The sequence below is a fragment of the Caballeronia udeis genome, from assembly GCF_044909315.1.
In the GTDB taxonomy this organism is placed as follows: domain Bacteria; phylum Pseudomonadota; class Gammaproteobacteria; order Burkholderiales; family Burkholderiaceae; genus Caballeronia; species Caballeronia udeis_A.
Window position 1 is genome coordinate 1 of the sequence record NZ_JBIYEB010000006.1, and the last position, 14,693, is coordinate 14,693.

Sequence of the window (14,693 nt, forward strand, 5' to 3'; positions counted from 1 at the left end):
GGAAGGCGGCCCTAAACCGCTTCACTATCCAGTTCGAAGACCGGATGTCGCCGCGTTAAACGAAAACCCGTTTACACAAAATCCGGGACACCCTCTTTCTGTGTCACCCGACACGACAAACTCAAACGTCAATATTCCCCGCTATCAACGCGTTCGATTCAATAAACGCGCGTCGCGGTTCAACGTCATCGCCCATCAGCGTAGTAAAGATCCCATCGGCCGCAATCGCGTCTTCGATCTGAACCCGCAACAACCGGCGCACGGTCGGGTCCATCGTCGTTTCCCACAACTGCGAAGGATTCATCTCGCCCAAACCCTTGTACCGCTGCTTGCTCACGTTACGCTCCGCGTCCGCGATCAACCACTTCATCGCGCTCTTGAAGTCGGTCACCGCCATCGAACGCTCGCCGCGCTTGATCAACGCGCCCGGCCCGATCAAACCCTTGAACGTATTCGCGGTCGTCTGCAATTGCTTGTAATCCGCGGTCAACTGGAAGTCTTCATCGATAACCGAAACCTTCACGTTGCCGTGGTGCCGGCGATTGATATGCAACGACCGGATCTCGCGCACCGGGTCATAAGCCGGCTCGACCGTCACTTCGGGCTTCAAAGGATCGGCACGCAAAGCCGCCTGCAAAGCGGCTGCCGAGGCCGCCGCCGCTTCCTCCGTCGACAAGTCCAGCACAATGCCGTCCATCACCGCTTCCAGCGCGGTCACGTCGTAGAACCGGCTGACGCGATCCACCACCGCTTGCGCAAGCAAATATGCACGGGCAAGCTCGCCAAGCGCGTCGCCGCTGATTGGTGTAGCGCCTTCAGCCGGCGTCAGCTCCGAACCCTGCAATGCCAGCTTCAACATATGCTGGTTCAGCTCGTACTGGTCCTTCAGATACCGCTCGTCCTTACCCACCTTGATCTTGAAAAGCGGCGGCTGCGCGATATAAATAAACCCGCGCTCCACAATCTCCGGCATCTGCCGATAAAAGAACGTCAACAGCAGCGTGCGAATGTGCGCACCGTCCACGTCCGCGTCGGTCATGATGATGATGCGGTGGTAACGCAGCTTCTCGAGGTTGTAGTCGTCCTTGCCGAGCCCGGTCCCGAGCGCTGTGACCAGCGTCACGATCTGCTCCGACGAAATCAGCTTGTCGAAGCGCGCGCGCTCCACGTTCAGCACCTTGCCGCGCAGCGGCAGGATGGCCTGGAACTTCCGGTCACGCCCTTGCTTCGCCGATCCGCCTGCCGAGTCACCCTCGACAATATAGATCTCCGACTTCGCCGGATCCTTCTCCTGGCAATCGGCCAGCTTGCCCGGCAAACCAACGCCGTCGAGCACGCCTTTACGACGCGTCATTTCACGCGCCTTACGTGCGGCGTCGCGGGCCCGCGCTGCGTCAATAATCTTGTTCGTGATGATCTTCGCGTCGTTGGGCGTTTCCTGCAGGAACTCCTCCAGCGCCTTCGCGACCACTTCTTCCACCGGCGCGCGCACTTCCGACGACACCAGCTTGTCTTTCGTCTGCGAGCTGAATTTCGGCTCCGGCACCTTCACGGACAGCACGCACGACAACCCCTCGCGCATGTCGTCACCGCTCGTCTCGATCTTCGCTTTCTTCGCAATCTCGTGATCGGTGATGTACTTGTTCAGCACCCGCGTCATGGCCGCGCGCAGGCCGGTCAAGTGCGTGCCGCCGTCGCGCTGCGGGATGTTGTTCGTGAAGCACAGCACGCTTTCGTTGTAGCTGTCGTTCCACTGCATGGCCACTTCGACCGTGACATTGTCCTTCTCGCCAATCGCATGAAACACGGTCGGATGCAGGACCTGCTTGGTCTTGTTGATGTAATCGACAAAACCCTTCACGCCGCCGATAAACGCGAAATCGTCTTCCTTGCCGGTGCGCTGGTCGGTCAGCCGGATCCGCACGCCGTTATTCAGGAACGACAATTCGCGCATGCGCTTGGCGAGGATGTCGTAGTGGAATTCCACGTTGCCGAAAATGGTGATGTCCGGCATGAAATGCACTTCGGTGCCGCGATTTTCCGTGTCGCCCACAATGGGCATGGGCGAGTACGTAATGCCGTTTTCGGTCACGAGTTCGCGGTTCTGCACCACACCCTGGCGAAACTCCATGAAGTGCTTCTTGCCGTCGCGGCGCACGGTGAGGCGCAGCCATTCGGACAGGCCGTTCACGCAAGACACGCCCACGCCGTGCAGGCCGCCTGACACCTTGTAGCTGTTCTGGTCGAACTTGCCGCCCGCGTGGAGCTCGGTCATCACGATCTCGGCGGCGCTGCGCTTCGGATCGTGCTTGTCGTCAAGCTTCAGGCCCGTTGGCACGCCGCGGCCGTTGTCGGTCACGGAGATGGAGTTGTCGGCGTGAATGGTGACGTGGATGTCGTTGCAATGGCCAGCGAGTGCTTCGTCGATCGAGTTATCCAGCACTTCGAAAACGAGGTGGTGCAGACCCGTGCCATCCGACGTATCGCCGATATACATACCCGGCCTCTTGCGGACCGCCTCCAGACCTTCAAGGATCTGGATGGAGGATGCGCCATAAGCGTTGTCGGGTTGCGAAATTGGGTTTTCAGTCATGGGTTTTTTTCCGGTTCTGCGTCACTACTGGATCGCTACTGGGTCACTACTGGGTCGCTACGGGGTTGTTGCGCGGGACTTTTCGAAACACCTTAAAAATGCCAAAGGGGCAATGCGCCCCTTGGAATGTTTTTAGTTTTGGCCGCGTCAGATGCGCATTGGCATCACCACATATTTGAATTCGTCGTTCTCGGGAATCGTGATCAAGGCGCTTGAGCTAGCGTCGCCGAGGCTCACTTGCAGCATGTCGATCTTCAGGTTCGCGAGCACGTCGAGCAGATACGTGACGTTGAAACCGATGTCCACGCTGTCGCCCTGATAGGCAATTTCCAGTTCTTCCTGTGCTTCTTCCTGGTCGGCGTTGGTCGACATGATCTTCAACTGGCCCGGCTCGATCAGGCAACGCACGCCCTTGAACTTGTCCGACGTCAGGATGGCGGCACGCTGCAGCGAACGCTGCAATTCTTCGCGGCCGATCAGGAACGTGTTCTTGTGCGACTTCGGGATCACGCGCTGGAAGTCGGGGAACTTGCCTTCCACCAGCTTCGAGACGAGTTCGACCTGGCCGAACGTGAACTTGACCTGGCTCGCCGCAATGTCAATCACCAGCGAGTCGTCAATATCTTCAAGCAAGCGCTGCAATTCAAGGATGGTCTTGCGCGGGATGATCACTTCCTGGCGCGCGAACGATCCCTCGATTTTCATCGACGAGAACGCGAGCCGGTGGCCGTCCGTTGCGACTGCCATCAACTGGTCGCCGTCGACAACCAGCAGCATGCCGTTCAAGTAGTAGCGGATGTCTTGCTGCGCCATCGCGAAGTGGACCATGCCGAGCAATTGCCGGAAGGTCTTTTGCGGAACCGAGAGGCTCGCGCCGAACTCTGTAGCCTGGTTGACGGTCGGGAACTCATCGGCAGCAAGCGTCTGGAGCGCGAAGCGGCTTTTGCCGGAGCGCACGGTCAGCTTCTTGTCGGTGAGATCGAGCGACACTTCACCCGGCGGCATGGCGCGCAGGATGTCGAGCAGCTTGCGCGCGGCGACGGTGGTGGCGACCTGATCGCTGCCGGTGCCGAAGTCGGCACGCGTGGTGATCTGAAGTTCGAGATCGGTCGAGAGGAACGACACGTCGGCGCCAGTCTTGGTGATCAGCAAATTGGCGAGGATCGGCAAAGTATGACGGCGTTCGACGATTCCGCTCACGGTTTGCAGCGGCCTTAGGAGATTATCTCGTTCGGTCTTGACCAGTTGCATAGAGTTCCTTCGTTGATGTGACGGCCGTCCGCCGCGTTTGCCACCGCTTCTGCCACCGCTTTTTGAGAAGCGTTTGCCACCGCATTGATGACCTTCGGACGGTCTCGTGTCACGCGCTCGCGGCGACAAGCCGATCGCACGTGCCAGGCTTACGCCAAAACGCCGCCCAAGGCCGCTGGACGGTCAAACCCGTATTGTGCCTCAAAACCTGACCGCCCCCTGAAAATGGGGGCAATTTCGTCAATAAACAGACCCGCTTTTCGACGCTTTTTGTGGCGCTTTTCAGCGCAAGCAACAAATGGCCGCGCGCACGCTCATCACCTGCCGCCTGAAGCGTTTTCGCCGGTCGCACGACGACACTTTGATCTAGCGCTGTTTTCTGCGCCAATCACTGCCAACGGCAAGGTTTTGCGGCCGCTTTTCACACTTTCAGCGTCTTTTGCACGACGCGGCATTCGCGCCGCGCCGGCTGGCAAAACGCTCAGCCTTTCAGCGTTTGCTCGAGCACGTGCAACTCGTGATTCAACTGGGCGTCCGTGCCCCGCTCCGCCGAGATTTTCCGCACCGCATGCAGCACCGTGGTGTGGTCGCGCCCGCCAAACAGTTCGCCGATCTCCGGCAAACTCTTCTGCGTGAGTTCCTTCGCGAGATACATGGCGATCTGACGCGGCCGCGCGATGTTCGCCGGCCGCTTCTTCGAATACATGTCCGCGACCTTGATGTTGTAGAAGTCCGCCGCCGTCTTCTGGATGTTTTCCACCGATATCTGCCGGTTCTGCACCGTCAACAGGTCCTTAAGCGCTTCCTTGGTCAACTCGATCGAAATCTCGCGCCCATGGAACCGGGAGAAAGCCAGGATCTTGCGCAGCGCGCCTTCCAGTTCACGCACGTTCGAACGCAAATGCTTGGCGACAAAAAATGCCACATCCTCCGACAAGCTCACGCCTTCCGACTGCGCCTTGCGCATCAGGATCGCCACGCGCATTTCCAGCTCGGGCGGCTCGATCGCGACCGTCAGGCCGGAGTCGAAGCGCGAAATCAGCCGGTCGTCAATACCCGAAATCTCCTTCGGGTACGTATCGCTCGTGATGATCACCTGCGCCTTGTTCGCCACCAGCGCCTCGAACGCGTAGAAAAACTCTTCCTGCGTCCGCGATTTACCGGAGAAGAATTGAATATCGTCGATCAGCAGCAGGTCGAGCGAATGGTAATAACGCTTGAAATCGTCGAAAGCCTTGCGCTGGTAGGCCTTCACCACGTCCGACACGTATTGCTCCGCATGGATATAGCGAATGCGGGCGCCGGCCTTGTCCTGCAGCAACTGGTTGCCGATTGCGTGAATCAGGTGGGTCTTGCCCAGACCCACGCCGCCATACAGGAACAGCGGGTTGTACGAGATGCCGGGGTTGTCGGCGACCTGGATCGCGGCTGCACGGGCGAGCTGATTCGCCTTACCGGTCACGAAGTTGTCGAAGGTTAAGACCGGATTGAGCTTCGAACGCTCATAAGCCGAATCGTTTTCGCCATTCGACGACGCCGTACCGCCCGGCCGCCAGGTTCGGCGCGCGACGGCGGCTTCGTTGGCGTCGAGGCTCGGCAGGTCGAGATCGCCGTTATCGGCCTGATCGTTATGTTGCAAGGATTGCGCGTGCTGCGCGGCTTCCGCCGCGAGCGCATTGATATGGGCGCTCGCGTTCGCGTGGCCGCCATTGCTTCTTTCAGCGGGTTCGGCCGCCGCGCGCTGCATGGACGGGGAAACGGGTGCGGCGGCAGGTGCGGATGCAGCCGACAGCGCGGATGCACCGCCCATCGCCTTGCGGGCCGTGGCTTTTGGGTCCAGGACAAACTGGATATCGACGGGTGCGTGCCAGAAATCCCGGGCCAGATCGGCGATACGGCCGGAAAACTGGCTTTTCACCCAGTCGAGCTTGAACCGGTTGGGCGCGGCGATACGCAACGTGCTCGCGTCGGCATCGAAGTCGACAAGGGCCAGCGGTTTGATCCATGTGACGTACTGCTGCGGCGTAAGTTCGCGCTCCAGCAATGCGGAACAGTGTTGCCAAAAATCGTTCATCGAATGCAGTCGTTAGGGTTTACCGCGAGTCCTGCCGCCGCCCTCGCCGCCACGCGGCGACAAGGCCCGGTGCGCGCGGGCAAGCGTGTCCCAAAGCCTTGCTCACCGTGCTTTTGCGGGCGATGCAGCGGACCGGGACAACGTGCGGTTACGTCGGATTGAGCGGAGATTCTAACGCCAAATGCAACCTCGGCGCGAGTTATCCACAGGGACGGACCAGGACGCGCATCAAATCGCCCGGCCTGTGGACTTCTTCGAAAACCGCTCGCCATGCCTCGTAACCTATTGACGGTCAATAGGAAAACGGTTTAAATAGCAGGTTCCGCAAAACCCGAATTCTTGTACCACTGGCCGGTGCGTCGCCTTTTTACGTCGCTTACGTCTGGCCGGCGGTCCGTTTTTACCCAAGTGAGACCAACATGAAACGCACTTACCAACCTTCCGTTACCCGCCGCAAGCGTACTCACGGCTTCCGCGTCCGTATGAAGACGGCCGGTGGCCGCAAGGTGATCAACGCACGTCGCGCCAAGGGCCGCAAGCGCCTGGCTGTATAAGGTCGCTTTTGACGGCGCGCCCCGGCACTCGCCCAGACGCGTGCGACGGCCAGGTGTGCAGCACGACAAGCTCCGGACAGGAAACCAGTCAGTTGCGAGCGAGTGCCGCGTTCCCCAAGGCCGCAAGGCTGCTGAAAACGGATGAATACTCATCCGTTTTTCGTTTGCGCCCCTGGCGCCGGTCCCCGCACTTTGTTCTGTATGGCAAGCCGACAGGCAACGAGGCGAGACTGGGCTTGGTTATCGGCAAGAAGTTTGCGCCGCGCGCGGTGACACGCAACCTGATCAAGCGCTTGGCGCGCGAGGCATTCCGGCTTCGGCGTGCGGAGCTTGGCGGCTGGGACATCCTGTTGCGGCTGCATGCGAAAATAGACCGCAAGGCCATGCCGAGCGCGAAATCGCCGCCGCTGCGTACGTTGTTTCGCGAAGAGATCGACGGCCTGCTTGACCGTGCAGTGCGCGAAGCCGCGCGGCGCTTGGGCGAGCAGGGTTCATCGACTGTCGTCAACGACCCACCCGCGCCTGCGGGCTCATGAGCCGCTTCAGGCGCACACCGGCTTGGTCCGGCGTCGACCCGAGCGCGAATTCTATGCAGACGGCACGAATTGCAGAAACGGCGTTGATCGCCTTATTACGCTTCTACAAGGTTGCGGTGAGCCCCATGCTCGGCAACCGGTGCCGCTTTTACCCATCGTGTTCTAACTACGCGCGCGAAGCAATCCAGTATCATGGCGCCGCGCGTGGCTCATTCCTCGCAGCAAAACGTCTGTGCCGCTGCCATCCGTTTTCGGCTGGCGGCATCGATCTGGTTCCCGTGCCTCCGTCCGCCACCGGCTGCGTTCAGCAGGATGGCGCGCCAGCGGCCGACCCAGTCGACGACTCTGCCCCGAGCTCATCGAATTCGCCAGATCCCTCTTCGGATCCGGCAAATTCAGTAAGTTCAAACCCCCACGGCGCCAATAACGCGCTTTTCGATCGACACTGAGACAACGCATGGATATCAAACGTACCGTCCTATGGGTCATCTTTTTCATGTCGGCTGTCATGCTGTTCGACAACTGGCAACGTGACCATGGGCGCCAGTCGATGTTCTTCCCGAGCGCCGTCCCGACCAAGACGGTCGGCAGCGCTGCACCGGGAACCACGACGCCGGGCACGCAAGCCTCCGATTTGCCGGCCACGCCAGGCGTACCCGGTGCGCCGGTCGCGCCTGGTTTGAACGCACCCGCATCGAGCGCCGCAGACCAGCTCGTGAATTTCTCGACGGATGTCTACTCCGGTCAGATCGATACCCGCGGCGGCACGCTGTCGAAGCTGTCGCTCGTCAAGGAAGGTGACGGCAAGCAGCCGGATCTGTACATCACCCTCTTCGATCACACCGCGACGCACACGTATCTCGCGCGCACGGGCCTGCTCGGGGGAGACTTCCCGAACCACAACGACGTCTTCACGCTCGTCCAGGGCAGCCAGACGACGATGGGTGACGGCAAGACGTTGTCGATCTCGTTCGAGTCGCCGGTGAAGGGTGGCGTGAAGGTCATCAAGACCTACACGTTCACGCGCGGCAGCTATGTGATCGGTGTGGACACGAAGGTGCAGAACGTCGGCACAGCGCCGGTTACGCCGCGCCTGTACATGGAACTGGTGCGCGACGACTCGCCGGTGGAAACGCCGCGCTTCTCGCATACGTTCATCGGGCCGGCTGTCTATACCGAGCAGCATCATTTCCAGAAGATGACGTTCAGCGATATCGCCAAGGGCAAGGAAGATTTTGCGACTTCTGCGGATAACGGCTGGATTGCGATGGTGCAGCATTACTTCGCGTCGGCGTGGATTCCGCAGCAGGGCGTGAAGCGCGATATCTACGTGCAGAAGATCGATCCCACGCTGTATCGCGTAGGCGTGCAGCAGCCGTTGCAGACCATCGCACCGGGGCAGACCGTGGATGTCCAGGCACGGCTTTTTGCTGGTCCGGAAGAAGAGCGGATGCTCGAAGGCGTCGCGCCGGGTCTCGAACTCGTGAAGGACTACGGCATGGTGACGATCATCGCCAAGCCGCTGTTCTGGCTGCTCGAGAAGATCCATAGCTATGTGGGCAACTGGGGCTGGTCGATCATCCTGCTCACGCTGTTGATCAAGGCCGTGTTCTTCCCGCTGTCGGCGGCAAGCTATAAGTCGATGGCGCGCATGAAGGCCATTACGCCGCGTATGACGCAACTGCGTGAACGGTATAAGGGCGATCCGCAGAAGATGAACTCGGAGCTGATGGCGCTCTATAAAACCGAGAAGGTGAATCCGTTCGGTGGCTGTCTGCCGGTCGTCGTGCAGATTCCGGTGTTTATCTCGCTGTATTGGGTGTTGTTGTCGTCGGTGGAAATGCGCGGTGCACCGTGGATCTTGTGGATTCACGATTTATCGCAGGCCGACCCGTTCTACATCCTGCCGGTGCTGATGGCCGTGTCGATGTTCCTGCAAACGCGGTTGAATCCCACGCCGCCGGACCCGGTTCAGGCCAAGATGATGATGTTCATGCCGCTGGCGTTCTCGGTCATGTTCTTCTTCTTCCCGTCGGGACTGGTGCTGTATTACGTCGTGAACAACGTGCTTTCCATCGCGCAGCAGTATTACATCACGCGCATGATGGGACAAAAGAAGGTCGCCAAGGCTTAAGCCTTTGATCCTAGGTTGCATTGAAAACGCCCGGCTCAGCCCGGGCGTTCTTGTTTCTGCTTGCGCGAACCTCGTTTATATAAGCGCCCTAGCGCTTCCCACCCGTCCCATAAAACTGATCGATGAGTTCCTCGAGCAAATACCGGTGATGCGACGAAAGCGCCTCGATCTTCGAAGCCAGTTCGAGCGTCTCTTCGGAAGCCGGATACTTCTCGTCGTGCGTGATCGGCTTCGGTACGTTTTGCGGATTCCCGCTTGGCGGTGGTCCGTAATGAAGCCAGTGCTGTTCGACGTTGAACCACTCGGCGAGCGTCGCCAGTTTGTCGGCGGTGGGAATTGAACGCGCGGTCAGCCACTTATGCGTGGTTTGCGGTGAAACGGGTTCGCCGCGATAACGCAAATTGAAATGCAAAGCGAGATCGGTTGCGCCGCGCATTTTCTCGGGCGCGCGCGTCATCGAAAATTTGAGCCGATCCGAAAAATCGGTTTTCTCTTTGGGTGTTGGCATGATCGCGATTGTGCGAGGCAAACGCTATGGCGGAGTTAACCGTCCGCGTTAGATATGGCGCACCTTCCCCATTTTTAGCGCGTTCAGGAAAAATAACTCGAGAATGTCGCGATGACTGCTTAACCCGGGTGACCCAATAGCGAGAACATTTGCACCCAATGAAACGATCCAAGCGGACATCCATTCTGATGCTTCATCATATCCCACATAAGATAAATTAAGAATCCTCCTAGCCGTTCGTGCGGCGCAGCGAAACGAAAGCGCCGCGCTACAATGCCGCCACTCGTCCACCCGCATTTCGCTGGAAAAAAACCATGTCCAATAACGACACCGATCCGATTGTCGCGATCGCCACCGCGCCGGGGCGTGGGGGTATCGGCGTGATCCGGCTGTCGTTCGGGCGGGCGGGCGAAGCGGCGGCGAAGCACGCAATGCTTGCGCTGTGCGGCCAGTTGCTCGATGCGAGGCACGCGAGCTATGTACCGTTTATTGATGCACGCGGTGAAGCGATCGATCGTGGCATAGCACTGTATTTCCCCGCACCCCATTCCTACACCGGCGAACACGTGCTCGAGTTGCAGGGACACGGTGGTCCGATCGTGTTGCAATTGCTGTTACAACGCGCGGTCGATACCGGTCGTGAATTCGGCGTGCGCCTGGCCGAACCCGGTGAGTTCACACGTCGCGCCTTCCTTAACGACAAGCTCGATCTGGCTCAAGCCGAGGCTGTCGCCGATTTGATCGAGGCGAGCACTGAAGCCGCGGCGCGCTCGGCGGGCCGCTCGCTCGATGGCGCTTTCTCGCGCGAAATCCATGCGCTTGTGGAAGACGTGATCACGTTGCGCATGCTGGTCGAAGCGACGCTCGATTTCCCCGAGGAGGAGATCGATTTCCTGGAAGCCGCGGATGCCCGCGGCAAGCTCGCGCGCATCCGCGCCTTGCTCGACAAAGTGCTCGCCGACGCTCGTCAGGGGGCGCTGCTGCGCGAGGGCCTGTCGGTCGTGCTCGCGGGGCAGCCGAACGTGGGCAAATCGTCGTTGCTGAACGCGTTGGCCGGCGCGGAACTCGCCATCGTGACGCCGATTGCCGGCACGACGCGCGACAAGGTCACGCAGACTATCCAGATTGAGGGCATTCCGCTGCATGTCATCGATACCGCCGGTCTGCGCGAAACGCAGGACGAGGTCGAGCGGATTGGCATCGAGCGGACCTGGGGGGAAATCGGCCGCGCGGATGTCGTGCTGCATCTGCTGGACGCACGCGAGGCGTTGAGCGTCGACGATGCCGCAATCTCGGCGCGTTTCCCCGTGGGCGTACCAGTCGTGCGCGTTCTGAACAAGGCGGATCTGGCGGGTGTTGGGGCATCGGCGGACATAGCCGGTGATGGCATGCGCGAAGTGCGTTTGTCGGCGAAGACCGGCGATGGTATTGCGCTATTGCGCAGCGAACTGCTGAAGATTGCCGGCTGGCAGGCGGGCGCGGAAAGCATCTATCTGGCACGCGAGCGGCATTTGATTGCGCTGCGCGCGGCTCGGGAACATCTGGCAATTGCAGCGGACCATGCGGACCAGAATTCGCAAGCGCTCGATTTATTCGCCGAAGAACTGCGGCTCGCGCAGGATCAACTCAATTCGATCACCGGGGAATTTAGTTCCGATGACCTGCTGGGCGTGATTTTCAGCCGGTTTTGTATTGGGAAGTAGACGTCGCATGGCTCATCGCGTCTTGATGTAGGATTCCAGAAGGGAAGCGACGCGGGGAGCCGGAAATGGCCAAACCCAAGGGTCTCGATGAAGAGCAGGCAATTCGCTGCCGCAGGCAGATAGCCTTGGCCGCCATCGCTGCTGTGATCATTATCGCCGGGCTCTGGCAAACGGCCGTAAGGTTCGGATGGGTTACCTGGTAATTCGAGCTTGGTGTTAAGAGCACGCCATGGAGGCCACCGAATCGAAGTAGGTGAAGGCCGGCGCTTGACCGGCCCGTCCACCCGCCCCTCAAACCGCCTTCTTCCAGGCCGCCGCAAACACCCCCGCCCCGATCAACATCGCACCGCCGGTTCGATTCACCGTCCGCTGCACGCCGGGCCGCCGAATCGCCTGCCTCGCGACCGAAGCGAGCATTGCATAGGCAAACGCATTTGCCGCTGCCAAACCCACAAACGTCGCCTCCATGATCGCAATCTGCGAAATGCTCGCGACATGCGGATCGATGAACTGCGGCAGGAATGCAATAAAGAAAATGATGCTCTTCGGATTAAGCGTGGTCACGGCGTAAGCGTGGGCCACGATCCGCCCCGTGCGCAACTCGTCGGGCGCGCTGAGCGCATCGGTATCCGTCACCGGTGCGCGCCATAACTTGATGCCCAGATAAACGAGATACGCCGCGCCCACCCATTTCAAGACCATGAACAGTTCCGCCGATGCCGCGAGCAACACGCCGAGCCCGAGCATGGAAGCGGTCATCGACGTGAGGTCGCCCAGCGCGACGCCGGTCGTCGTGGCAAGTGCATATTTGCGGCCGTGGCCGAGCGCATAGGACACGACCAGCAGCACGGTCGGTCCGGGAATGGCGACAAGGATGGCACAGGTGATTGCGAACGGTAGCCATTGAGCGAGAGTCATGGGAGCTCCTGTAGAAAGCGTCGATTAATCCATGAAGATCCGCATCTGACAAGGGACGATGTAAAAAAGCTGGAAGCCTCGACATGACCCGAAGCGCACTGCCGCTACCCAGGGAAAAGGCGCCACGCACCAAGTGCCTGACTAGAAACGATTTCATCTGCGGAATCACGTTTACGTACTCGATTACCGTCTTCGGCACAGATTCTGCTTAGTATTAAACGGGCTTTGACCAGCGACGAAGCCCGGTAAAGTGTAGTGTCTCCTCCCTCCTCCGTGGGGTTAATGCCCGGTTCCAGCGAACCGGGCATTTTTTATGGTTTTTTTATTTGCGCCGCATCATTCGGCATTTTTGGTGACGGTGCCGCGCGCTTAAAGCCGCTTAAATCCGGAAAGCGCTCCTGCGACAATCTGTCTTGTTGCGAACGCACACAAGTTGTGCTTGCCTCTTGAAAATTCTCGTCTAGGATAAACGCTGCAGATTAATAACTAGCCACTGAATACATAGCTAAATCCCCGCTAAAGAGTTGCATGGAGGCTATAGATGAAAAAGCGCGCCATTGCTGGTTTTGCGATGATCGGCTTATTCGCTGCGATTGCCACGGTCCACGCTCAGGACAAGGCGATCCAGCCAGAACAAACGTTCAGTTTCATGCCTAATTCCTTCGGTTGTTTATCGAAGGACAAATTCGATTCCGCCGATCAGCATGCCCAGGCGGGCGAGCAGCAGAAAATGCAGGAATTCTTCTCGGGATTTCAATGCATGCCGACTCCGGAAGGCGCTCATTTCCGTGTAGTGCAGGTTGTCGGCCATGATGTCGAATTTGTGAGTGCTTCAAACAGCGATACACAAGGCTTGTGGACCGCAGACCGATTTATCAAACAGTGAATTAATCACATACTGATCACGGTTTAAAAGGATAACGGCGGCATAAAAGCCGCCGTTCGCTTAAGCACATGATTATCTCGTGGAGTGAATTCATTCACGCCCGCCCAATGGACTGCCCGTCCTCGCGAGGCAGTCTTACGCCGCATCGGCAACAGGACAAGTGAAGTCCCAAGCCGCACCCGTTTTCCCCCGCAGCCCTCCCCTTCATCAGCTATTCCCCGCAACGAGCGAACGCGTTCGGTATCATCACGCGTCGAACGTCGTCGAATGTGATTCGGAACGCGTCCGCACGCAGTGGTTCCGCCCGAAACATCCGTTCCGAATTCCCCTTTTTCCGGCCTCTCAAACAGGCTTTCCGGTGTTGCATGGCCCTTAAATCCACAATCTACAAAGCTGAACTGCAAATCGCCGACATGGATCGGCACTACTACGGCGACCACGCGCTGACCATCGCCCGCCATCCGTCCGAAACAGACGACCGGATGATGGTGCGTGTCGCCGCGTTCGCACTATTCGCAAGCGAACGCCTCGAATTCACCAAAGGCCTGTCGGACACCGACGAACCCGATCTCTGGCAAAAGGACCTGACCGGACAAATCGAAACGTGGATTGAAGTTGGCCAGCCGGAAGAACGGCGCATAGCGAAGGCGAGCGGACGCGCGGATCGGGTGATCGTGATCGCGTATGGCGGCCGCACCTCCGAAATCTGGTGGCAGGGCGTCAAGGCGAAGGTCGAACGGATGCAAAACGTCACCGTCTGGTCGCTCACGGACGGCGTGGCCGCAGCGCTCGGCGCGTTGGCCGAACGCACCATGCGGCTTCAATGCACCGTGCAGGACGGCGAGGCGTCGCTGGGCAGCGCCAGCGTTGATCCGGTTGCTATCGACTGGACGGTTTTCAAGGGAAAACCGCGCTGACTGAATGATCTGGCCGGGCGCCGGTCAGGCTTCCGGCGGCCCCTTCAGCTCGACAAGATTGCCTTCCAGATCGAAGAAATACAGCGACGGGCCGAAGCCTTCAGCGCCGTATCGACGCGCTTCTTCTCCCAGGCGCACGCCGTTCTCAAGCAGATGCGCACGCAACGCGCCGGAATCGAACGGTTCCACGCGCAGGCACAAATGATCCATGTTGTTGCCCGCGCCCGGAGTACCGCTTTCCGGCCGGTCGATCTTCGCACCCACCGCCAGCAGATCGATCAGCGAGCGTCCCGCGCGCATCTGCACCAACCCGATCTCGCGCTGTTCCTTCTCTACCGGACAGCCCAGCACAGTCTTGTAGAAGCCGACCATGGCATCGAGGTTCGCACAGCGAATCACCACGTGATCAATCTCGCGGATGGGTATCTGCATTGCATGTCTCCCTTCTTAGCGTATGACGGCCAGTGAACTAGTCTGAATCAGCCTGGGTCAGCCTACAAGTCAGCTTGAAGTTTAGCGGGTGTTGCGAAACAGCACGGTGCTAAAGGCTGCGAAACGTATAGACGAAAAAAAGTCCGCTCGTTGCGGAGCGGACTGAATCCATATCAGGAGGAGACAT

Annotated in this window: 14 protein-coding genes; 8 read left to right on the forward strand and 6 right to left on the reverse strand. The window is 59.2% G+C overall.

The genetic code is table 11. The features are described 5' to 3' along the window. Positions 1-121 precede the first annotated feature (121 nt). The 3 genes from gyrB to dnaA form a co-directional block, all read right to left on the reverse strand. A complete protein-coding gene (gene gyrB / locus ABH944_RS11620) occupies positions 122-2,593 on the reverse strand; it encodes a DNA topoisomerase (ATP-hydrolyzing) subunit B (RefSeq protein WP_062087622.1) in 2,472 nt (823 codons plus the stop codon). Positions 2,594-2,740: 147 nt separating this feature from the next. After that, the gene (dnaN, locus tag ABH944_RS11625; protein ID WP_062087623.1) at positions 2,741-3,844 is read right to left on the reverse strand and encodes a DNA polymerase III subunit beta; all 1,104 of its coding nucleotides are present in this window, start codon (positions 3,842-3,844) and stop codon (positions 2,741-2,743) included. Between the two features lie 481 nt (positions 3,845-4,325). Next, on the reverse strand, positions 4,326-5,918 hold the full coding sequence (gene dnaA, locus ABH944_RS11630; RefSeq protein WP_404606016.1) for a chromosomal replication initiator protein DnaA: 1,593 nt from the start codon (positions 5,916-5,918) through the stop codon (positions 4,326-4,328). Between the two features lie 419 nt (positions 5,919-6,337). Here dnaA and rpmH point away from each other — a divergent pair, with 419 nt between their 5' ends. The 4 genes from rpmH to yidC are packed head-to-tail and all read left to right on the forward strand — an operon-like array spanning position 6,338 to position 9,142. Next, positions 6,338-6,472, forward strand: coding sequence for a 50S ribosomal protein L34 (gene rpmH, locus ABH944_RS11635; RefSeq protein ID WP_006998755.1), 135 nt, complete (start codon positions 6,338-6,340; stop codon positions 6,470-6,472). Between the two features lie 53 nt (positions 6,473-6,525). Next, positions 6,526-7,008, forward strand: a complete 483-nt coding sequence (gene rnpA, locus ABH944_RS11640) for a ribonuclease P protein component (RefSeq protein ID WP_062087626.1) — start codon at positions 6,526-6,528, stop codon at positions 7,006-7,008. A 53-nt stretch (positions 7,009-7,061) separates the two neighbouring features. Further along, a complete protein-coding gene (yidD, locus tag ABH944_RS11645; protein WP_404606019.1) occupies positions 7,062-7,457 on the forward strand; it encodes a membrane protein insertion efficiency factor YidD in 396 nt (131 codons plus the stop codon). Between the two features lie 8 nt (positions 7,458-7,465). Beyond that, positions 7,466-9,142, forward strand: a complete 1,677-nt coding sequence (gene yidC / locus ABH944_RS11650; protein ID WP_404606021.1) for a membrane protein insertase YidC — start codon at positions 7,466-7,468, stop codon at positions 9,140-9,142. Between the two features lie 88 nt (positions 9,143-9,230). Here yidC and ABH944_RS11655 read toward each other — a convergent pair whose 3' ends face one another. Beyond that, the gene (locus ABH944_RS11655; RefSeq protein ID WP_404606022.1) at positions 9,231-9,650 is read right to left on the reverse strand and encodes a transcriptional regulator; all 420 of its coding nucleotides are present in this window, start codon (positions 9,648-9,650) and stop codon (positions 9,231-9,233) included. Between the two features lie 314 nt (positions 9,651-9,964). Here ABH944_RS11655 and mnmE point away from each other — a divergent pair, with 314 nt between their 5' ends. Continuing rightward, positions 9,965-11,353 carry a tRNA uridine-5-carboxymethylaminomethyl(34) synthesis GTPase MnmE gene (mnmE, locus tag ABH944_RS11660; RefSeq protein ID WP_404606023.1) on the forward strand — a complete coding sequence of 463 codons (1,389 nt, stop codon included), beginning with the start codon at positions 9,965-9,967 and terminating at the stop codon, positions 11,351-11,353. Between the two features lie 65 nt (positions 11,354-11,418). Next, positions 11,419-11,556 (forward strand): hypothetical protein, encoded by a 138-nt coding sequence (locus ABH944_RS11665; protein WP_404606025.1) that lies wholly within the window; start codon positions 11,419-11,421, stop codon positions 11,554-11,556. 88 nt (positions 11,557-11,644) lie between these two features. Here ABH944_RS11665 and ABH944_RS11670 read toward each other — a convergent pair whose 3' ends face one another. Next, complete coding sequence (locus tag ABH944_RS11670; protein WP_404606026.1) at positions 11,645-12,271, reverse strand: LysE family translocator; 627 nt, start codon at positions 12,269-12,271, stop codon at positions 11,645-11,647. A gap of 541 nt (positions 12,272-12,812) precedes the next feature. Between ABH944_RS11670 and sap1 the strand changes: the two genes are divergently transcribed. Continuing rightward, positions 12,813-13,157, forward strand: coding sequence for a surface attachment protein Sap1 (gene sap1, locus ABH944_RS11675; protein WP_404606027.1), 345 nt, complete (start codon positions 12,813-12,815; stop codon positions 13,155-13,157). A 365-nt stretch (positions 13,158-13,522) separates the two neighbouring features. Beyond that, positions 13,523-14,074, forward strand: a complete 552-nt coding sequence (locus tag ABH944_RS11680; RefSeq protein WP_404606028.1) for a YaeQ family protein — start codon at positions 13,523-13,525, stop codon at positions 14,072-14,074. A 24-nt stretch (positions 14,075-14,098) separates the two neighbouring features. Here ABH944_RS11680 and ABH944_RS11685 read toward each other — a convergent pair whose 3' ends face one another. Beyond that, a complete protein-coding gene (locus ABH944_RS11685) occupies positions 14,099-14,506 on the reverse strand; it encodes a VOC family protein (protein WP_404606029.1) in 408 nt (135 codons plus the stop codon). Between the last annotated feature and the right edge of the window lie 187 nt (positions 14,507-14,693).

What these genes read in the sequence shown, in the direction of transcription:
- ABH944_RS11655 (WP_404606022.1), bottom strand. Translation starts at nt 9,650, where the DNA reads ATGCCAACACCCAAAGAGAAAACCGATTTTTCGGATCGGCTCAAATTT.
- mnmE (WP_404606023.1), top strand. Translation starts at nt 9,965, where the DNA reads ATGTCCAATAACGACACCGATCCGATTGTCGCGATCGCCACCGCGCCG.
- dnaN (WP_062087623.1), bottom strand. Translation starts at nt 3,844, where the DNA reads ATGCAACTGGTCAAGACCGAACGAGATAATCTCCTAAGGCCGCTGCAA.
- ABH944_RS11670 (WP_404606026.1), bottom strand. Translation starts at nt 12,271, where the DNA reads ATGACTCTCGCTCAATGGCTACCGTTCGCAATCACCTGTGCCATCCTT.
- gyrB (WP_062087622.1), bottom strand. Translation starts at nt 2,593, where the DNA reads ATGACTGAAAACCCAATTTCGCAACCCGACAACGCTTATGGCGCATCC.
- ABH944_RS11685 (WP_404606029.1), bottom strand. Translation starts at nt 14,506, where the DNA reads ATGCAGATACCCATCCGCGAGATTGATCACGTGGTGATTCGCTGTGCG.
- rpmH (WP_006998755.1), top strand. Translation starts at nt 6,338, where the DNA reads ATGAAACGCACTTACCAACCTTCCGTTACCCGCCGCAAGCGTACTCAC.
- sap1 (WP_404606027.1), top strand. Translation starts at nt 12,813, where the DNA reads ATGAAAAAGCGCGCCATTGCTGGTTTTGCGATGATCGGCTTATTCGCT.
- dnaA (WP_404606016.1), bottom strand. Translation starts at nt 5,918, where the DNA reads ATGAACGATTTTTGGCAACACTGTTCCGCATTGCTGGAGCGCGAACTT.
- ABH944_RS11665 (WP_404606025.1), top strand. Translation starts at nt 11,419, where the DNA reads ATGGCCAAACCCAAGGGTCTCGATGAAGAGCAGGCAATTCGCTGCCGC.
- yidD (WP_404606019.1), top strand. Translation starts at nt 7,062, where the DNA reads ATGCAGACGGCACGAATTGCAGAAACGGCGTTGATCGCCTTATTACGC.
- yidC (WP_404606021.1), top strand. Translation starts at nt 7,466, where the DNA reads ATGGATATCAAACGTACCGTCCTATGGGTCATCTTTTTCATGTCGGCT.
- ABH944_RS11680 (WP_404606028.1), top strand. Translation starts at nt 13,523, where the DNA reads ATGGCCCTTAAATCCACAATCTACAAAGCTGAACTGCAAATCGCCGAC.